The organism is Polaromonas sp. P3_C2 (assembly GCF_056402675.1).
In genome coordinates this window covers 1-6,833 of the sequence record NZ_JBFUGX010000188.1, presented here as the reverse complement: position 1 = coordinate 6,833, position 6,833 = coordinate 1, and the positions used below count along the sequence as shown (strand labels likewise).

General features: G+C 69.5%; 1 pseudogene. It reads left to right on the top strand.

The annotated features are described in order from the left end of the window. Window positions 1-6,833, top strand: a pseudogene (locus AC1DWI_RS09955) (hypothetical protein); the annotation flags it as partial.

The window sequence follows — 6,833 nt, the reverse complement described above, 5'->3', positions numbered from 1 at the left end:
CACGGCCAGTGGCGGTGCCGCTGGCACGACGGGCATCGCGGCCGGGGGCAACGCGGGCAGCATCATCCTGGCTAACAGCGGCACCGGTAACGTCGCTGTGAGCGGGTTGACCGCCAGCACCGGCAATGCGGTCACCACCGGCGCTGGCGGCACGGCTGGCAGCATCTCCGTGACCAACAGCGTGGCCAGCGCCAGCCTGGGCGCCGGCAACATCACCACCCAGGGCGGCAACAATGGCGACGGTGGCGCTATCACGCTCAATTCCGCCGGTGCATTGAGCGCGGGCACCGTCACCAGCACCGGCGGCACGGCATTGGCCAACACTGCAGGCCGCAATGCCGGTGCAATCAACATCACGGCGGCCGGCGCCATCACCGCGCTGGGCGCCGTAACGGCCAACGGCACGGCCGGCAACACGGCCGGCAACGGCGGCAACGCGGGCGCAGTCTCCATAGTCGCCGCGGGCGGCATCGCAGGCGCAGCCATGACCGCCAGTGGCGGGGCCGGTGTGGGCGCCAATGCGTCGGGCGGCAATGCAGGAACCATCACGGTTACCAACAGCGGTGCCGGCAACATCACTGCCGCCGCGCTGGCCGCACAGACCGGCACGGCCACGGGCACCGGTACCAGCGGTGCGGCCGGCACCATTTCGGTGACGAATACGGCTGCCGCGGGCAACCTGACGACCGCGGGAGTCACCACGACGGGCGGAGCCAAAGGCGACGGCGGCGCCGTGAACCTGAGTGCGCTGGGAGCTTTGTCCACCGGCGCTGCTGGCACCATCAACACGGCCGGTGGCGTCACGCTGGCAGGCTATGCCGGCCGCAATGCCGGCGCCGTCACACTCTCGGGTGCAAGCGTAAGCACCGGCACGGGCAACATCACCGCCAACGGCACGCCGGGTATAGGCGCTGGCCAAAATGGCGGCAATGGCGCCAATGTGCAAGTCACGGCCACGGGCGCCATCACTGCCGGTGCCATCAATACAACGGGCGGTGCGGGCATTGCCACCCTGGCCAGCGGCGGCAATGCGGGCACGATCACCGTCATCAACAACTCGGCGACGGTGGGCGCCATCTCACTGGGAGGGCTGAGCTCCAGCAGTGGAGCGGCCTTCGGGACCGGCGCTGGCGGCACGGCCGGTGCCGTGCAGGTGACCAACAATGCGGCCGGGCAAGGCCTCACCACGGGGGCCATCACGGCCAACGGCGGCACCAACAGCGCCGGTGCCGATGTCACCCTGAGCTCACAAGGTGCCCTTACCGTCAGCGGGCTGATCACCACCAGCGGCGGCGCGTTGGGTACCGGTATGACCGCAGCAGGCAAGAACGCCGGCAACGTCACGATCACGGGCGTCAACCGCGCCATCACCGGTGCCATCACCGCCAGCGGCGGTGCAGGGATGGGTACCAACCAGGCCGGCGGCAATGCCGGCGTGGTGAGCATCACCGGCAGCGGCAGCCTGGGCACGAACAACATCGCAACACAAACCGGTGCAGCGACGGGTACCGGCGCGGGCGGCACAGCAGGCAGCATCATGTTGGACGGCACGGCAGTGACCACTGGTACCCTGACGACCACGGGCGGCGCCAACGGCAACGGCGGCACTGTCAGCGTCACCTCGACGGCCGGCGTTTTGACGACAGGCGCGATCGTTTCCAGCGGCGGCACAGCCAATGCGGGAACGGCCGGGCGCAATGCCGGAACGGTGACGCTGCAGGCCACGGGTGGTCTGTTGACCGGCGCCACCATGACCGCCAGCGGCACGAACGGCACTCTGACGGGCGACCAGGCCGGCGGCAACGGTGCGGCGATCTCCATTACCGGCAACAGTGGCATCAGCGTCACCAATCTCGCGGCCAGCGGCGGCGCGGGTGTGGGCACCAATGCYGCCGGCGGAARTGCCGGCAGTATCACGGTCAACAACAGCGGCAGCGGAAACATCACCACCGGAACCCTGGCGGCCCAAACCGGCAATGCAATCGGCACGGGCGCAGGGGGCACCGCGGCCAGCGTCGCCGTCACGAATACGGCAGCGGCCGGCAATGTCACGACGGCAGGCATCACCACCACCGGCGGCACCAAAGGCGACGGCGGTGCCGTCACCCTGAGTGCCCTGGGTGCGCTGTCCACTGGTGCTGCAGGCGCGATCAATACGGCCGGCGGCGTCACCTTGGCGGGCAATGCAGGCCGCAATGCCGGCACCGTCACGCTCTCAGGCGCAAGCGTGAGCACCGGTACCGGAAACATCACGGCCAACGGCACGCCAGGCATAGGCGCCGGCCAAAGCGGCGGCAACGGCGCCAATGTGCAAATCACGGCTGCCGCGGGCGGCATCACCGCAGGCGCCATCAACACCACGGGCGGTGCGGGCATTGCCACGCCGGCCAACGGCGGCAGCGCGGGCAGCATCACCGTCATCAACAATTCGGCCACCACCGGCGCCATCTCGCTGGGAGCACTGAGCTCCAACAGCGGGGCTGCTTTCGGCGCCGGCACGGGCGGCACCGCCGGCGCTGTGCAGGTGACCAACAACGCGGCCGGGCAAGCCCTCGCCATCGCAGGGGCTGTGACGGCCAATGGCGGCACCAACAGCGCCGGCGCCGACGTCGTCCTGAGTTCGCAAGGCGCTCTCACGGTCGGCGGAACGATCAACACCAGCGGCGGCGCTATCGGCGCCGGGGTGACCGCCGCAGGAAAAAACGCCGGCAACATCACCCTGAGTGGCGTCAACCGCTCGGTCACGGGCCTGATCACCGCCAGCGGCGGCGCGGGGCTGGGTGCCAACCAGGCGGGTGGCAACGCCGGCGTGGTGAGCATTACCGGCAGCGGCACACTTGGCGCGGCCGGCATCACGTCCCAAACAGGTGCCGCAACAGGAACGGGTGCCGGCGGCAACGCCGGCAGCATCACGTTGACAGGTAGCGCCGTCACAGCCGGCGCGCTGACGACCACAGGCACCGCCAACGGCGACGGCGGCGCCGTCAGTGTCACGTCCACGGCGGGCGTTTTGACAGCCGGTGTCATCAATACCAGCGGTGGCGCGGCCAATGCCGGCACGGCGGGTCGCAACGCAGCGGCGGTCACCTTGCAGGTCACGGGCGGCCTGCTCACCGGCACGACCATTACGGCCAGCGGTACCAATGGCGCGCTGGCAGGCGACCAGGCCGGCGGCAATGGCGCGGCGATTTCCCTTGGCGGCAACAGCGGCATCACGGTGACCAACCTCACAGCCAGTGGCGGCGCAGGCGTGGGTACCAACGCGGCCGGCGGCAATGCCGGCAGCATCACGGTCAACAACAGCGGCAGCGGCAATATCGCCACCGGAACGCTGACGGCGCAAACCGGCAATGCGGTAGGCACAGGTGCAGGCGGCACGGCCGGTAGCGTCAGCGTGGCCAACGCGGCGGCCGGCGGTACCTTGTCCACCGCGGCCATCCTCACCAGCGGTGGTGTCAAGGGCAACGGCGGCAATGTCAATCTGTCGGCGCTGGGTCAGGTGTCCATTGTCAACAACAACATCACCACCAGCGGTGGCACTGCGGTCAGTGGCCTGGCCGGCCGTAATGCCGGTACCGTCACCATCAGCGGCGGCGGCCTCAATATGGGAACGGGCACCATCACGGCCAGCGGTGGCGCGGCAGCTGCCACGTCGAACCAGAAAGGTGGCAGCGGCGCGGCCGTCAGCATCACGACCACCGATGCCGTGACCACGGGCGCGCTCACCGCCAGCGGCGGCACGGGTGGCACCACGAACGGTGACGGTGGTGATGCCGGCAGCATCACGGTGCAGAACAATTCCACATCGGCAGGCGCGATTGCCTTGGGTGGGCTTACGGCACGTACGGGCGCGGCAGTGGGTACAGGTGCCGGCGGCGCGGCCGGCGGCATCAGCGTGACCAACAACGCGGCCGGCGCCAACATCGGAACCGGCGCGATAGACAGCAGCGGCGCGGCAGGCGGCAACGGCGGCTCGGTCGCACTGGCCTCGCAGGGCGGCGTGACGGTTACCGGCACGCTGAACACCAGCGGCACGGCGCTGGCCGGTGGCACCGGCGCTGGCCGCAATGCGGGCAATATTACGGTGACGGGCGTCAACCGCTCGGTCACGGGTCTGGTCAGCGCCAGTGGCAGCGCGGGCCTGGGCACCAACCAGGCCGGCGGCAATGCCGGTGTGGTGAGCATCACGGGCAGCGGTACGCTGGGCACCGCGGCAGTGACGGCCTCAACGGGTGGCGCGACCGGAACGGGCGCCGGCGGTACGGCCGGCAGCATCACGCTGAACGGAACGGCGCTGACAGTCGGTGCGCTTACCACCACGGGTGGCGCCAACGGCAACGGCGGCAACATCAGCGTCACCTCGACGGGCGGTGTTTTGACGACAGGCGCGGTTGTTTCCAGCGGCGGCACCGCCAACGCGGGCACGACGGGACGCAACGCAGGTTCCGTCACGCTGCAGGCCACAGGAGGCCTGCTGACCGGCACCACCGTGACTGCCAGCGGCACGAATGGCACGCTGACGGGTGACCAGGCCGGCGGCAACGGTGCGGCGATTTCCATTAGCGGCAACAACGGCGTCACGGTCACCAATCTCGTGGCGAGCGGCGGCGCAGCGGTCGGCACCAATGCGGCCGGGGGCAATGCCGGCAGCATCACCGTCAACAACAGCGGCAGCGGCAATATCACCACCGGAACGCTGACGGTGCAAACCGGTAACGCGCTGGGCACCGGCGCGGGCGGCACGGCCGGCGGTGTTTCCGTGAGCAACACCGCAGCAGCGGGAACACTCTCCACCGGGGCCGTCACCACCACCGGTGGTGTCAAGGGCAACGGCGGCAACGTCAGCCTTTCTGCTGCCGGCCAGGTGTCGGTGCTCAACAACAACATCACCACCAGCGGCGGCACCACGGTCAGCGGTCTGGCTGGCCGCGATGCCGGCACGGTCACCATCAGCGGCGCCGGCCTTACCATGGGTACCGGCACCATCACCGCCAGCGGCGGCGCGGCAGCGGCCACGTCCAGTCAAAAGGGCGGCAGCGGCGGCGCCGTCAGCATCACCTCCACGGGGGTGGTCACTACCGCAGGCATGACGGCCAGCGGGGGGGCAGGCGGAACCACCAACGGCGACGGCGGCAACGCGGGCAGCATCAGCGTGGCCAACACCGTTGCGGGTGCCGTCACGGTGGGTGCACTGGCTGCGCAAAGCGGCAATGCAGCCGGCACGGGCGCAGGCGGTTCGGCAGGCAGCATTACCCTGAGCAACACGGCTGGCAACCTCACGGCGGGTACGCTGACCACTACGGGCGGCACTTCGGGCCATGGCGGCAATGTCAGCATTAGCGGATCCGGCGGCGCAGTGGCGGTTGGCGCCATAGTCACCAGCGGCGGCACAACTGCCGGCACGGCCAACGGACGCAATGCCGGCACGGTAGACATTTCCGGCGCGGGCGTCACCACGGCGGCCATCACGGCCAACGGCACCAACGGCAGCACCGTCGGCTCGGGCGGCAATGGTGGCGCGGTCACCGTCAATTCCACGGGAGCCATCAGCAGCGCCGGTGCAATCAGCGCTGTTGGCGGCAACGGCGCGGGCGGCAACCAGGCCGGCGGTCAGGGCGCCGCGGTGTCGATGGCTTCCACCGGCGGCAATGTATCGGTCGCCGCCATCACCACCACCGGCGGCAACGGCGGCGCAGGCGTGGCGGCGGGCGGCAACGCAGGCGCCATCACACTCGACGCAGCGGGCGCCACGCCGACCATCACCCTTGCCGGCGGGCTTACGGCGTTGGGTGGCAACCAGGTCGGTGGCGCGGTCTCCGGCGCTGGCGGTGCGATTCGCATCAAGGATGACGCACTGCTCAATACGGCCAGCATCACTGTGGACTCGCGCGGCGGTAATGCCGGCGCGGGTGCCGGCGCCAATATCCAGTTCGACGGAGCGGTCAACAGCCAGGCCTCGGGCCGTACGCTGATCCTGCAGGCGGGCAACGGCGACGTGAGCATTGCCGGCGCCACGGGCGCCAGCCTGGCCCTGTCGGCGCTCACCGTGACCGCCAACGACATCGCCGTGGGCGCCATGGGTGGTGCTTCGGTGGGCGTCACCGGTGCCACTTCCCTGACGGCTACCACCGCCGGCGCCGACACCGGCGACATCAGCCTCAATGGCGCGCTCAACGTCAGTGCGTTGGCCCTGACGGCCGGAAGCGCGCTCACGCAAACCAGCGCCATCAAGGCGACCACCGCCACCCTGGCGGCCGGCCCCGGCAACAACATCACGCTAACCAATGCCGGCAACGATTTCACGGGGGCGGTGGCTGTCACCACGGGCAATAACGTCAGCATCACCGACAGCAATGCGCTGGTGATGGGGACCTCAGTGGTGTCGGGCTCTCTGGCGCTGAATACGGCCGGCGCCATCACACAGACCGGCGCGGTGACGGTCACAGGCGCCACCACGCTGGCCGCCGGCGCGGCCAACGACATCACGCTGGCCAATGCCGCCAACAATTTCTCCAGCGTGGCCGTCACCAGCGGCAACAACGTCTCGCTGCGCGATGCCAATGCCGTGGTGCTGGGCACCTCAGTTGCCAATAGCAGCCTGACAGTGGTGGCCGGCGCGACCATCACCCAGACGGGAGCCATCACCGCGCCCACGCTGGTTGCCAAAACGCTGTCCGCCGGCACGGCGAACATCACATTGAACAATGCCGGCAACGAAGTCGCCACGGTCGATCTGCGTGCCCGCAATGCCACCGACACAGCCAATGCCAATGGCGCAGTCAGCTATCGCGACGCAACCGGCTTCGATGTGGCCGCTGTCAATACCACAGGGG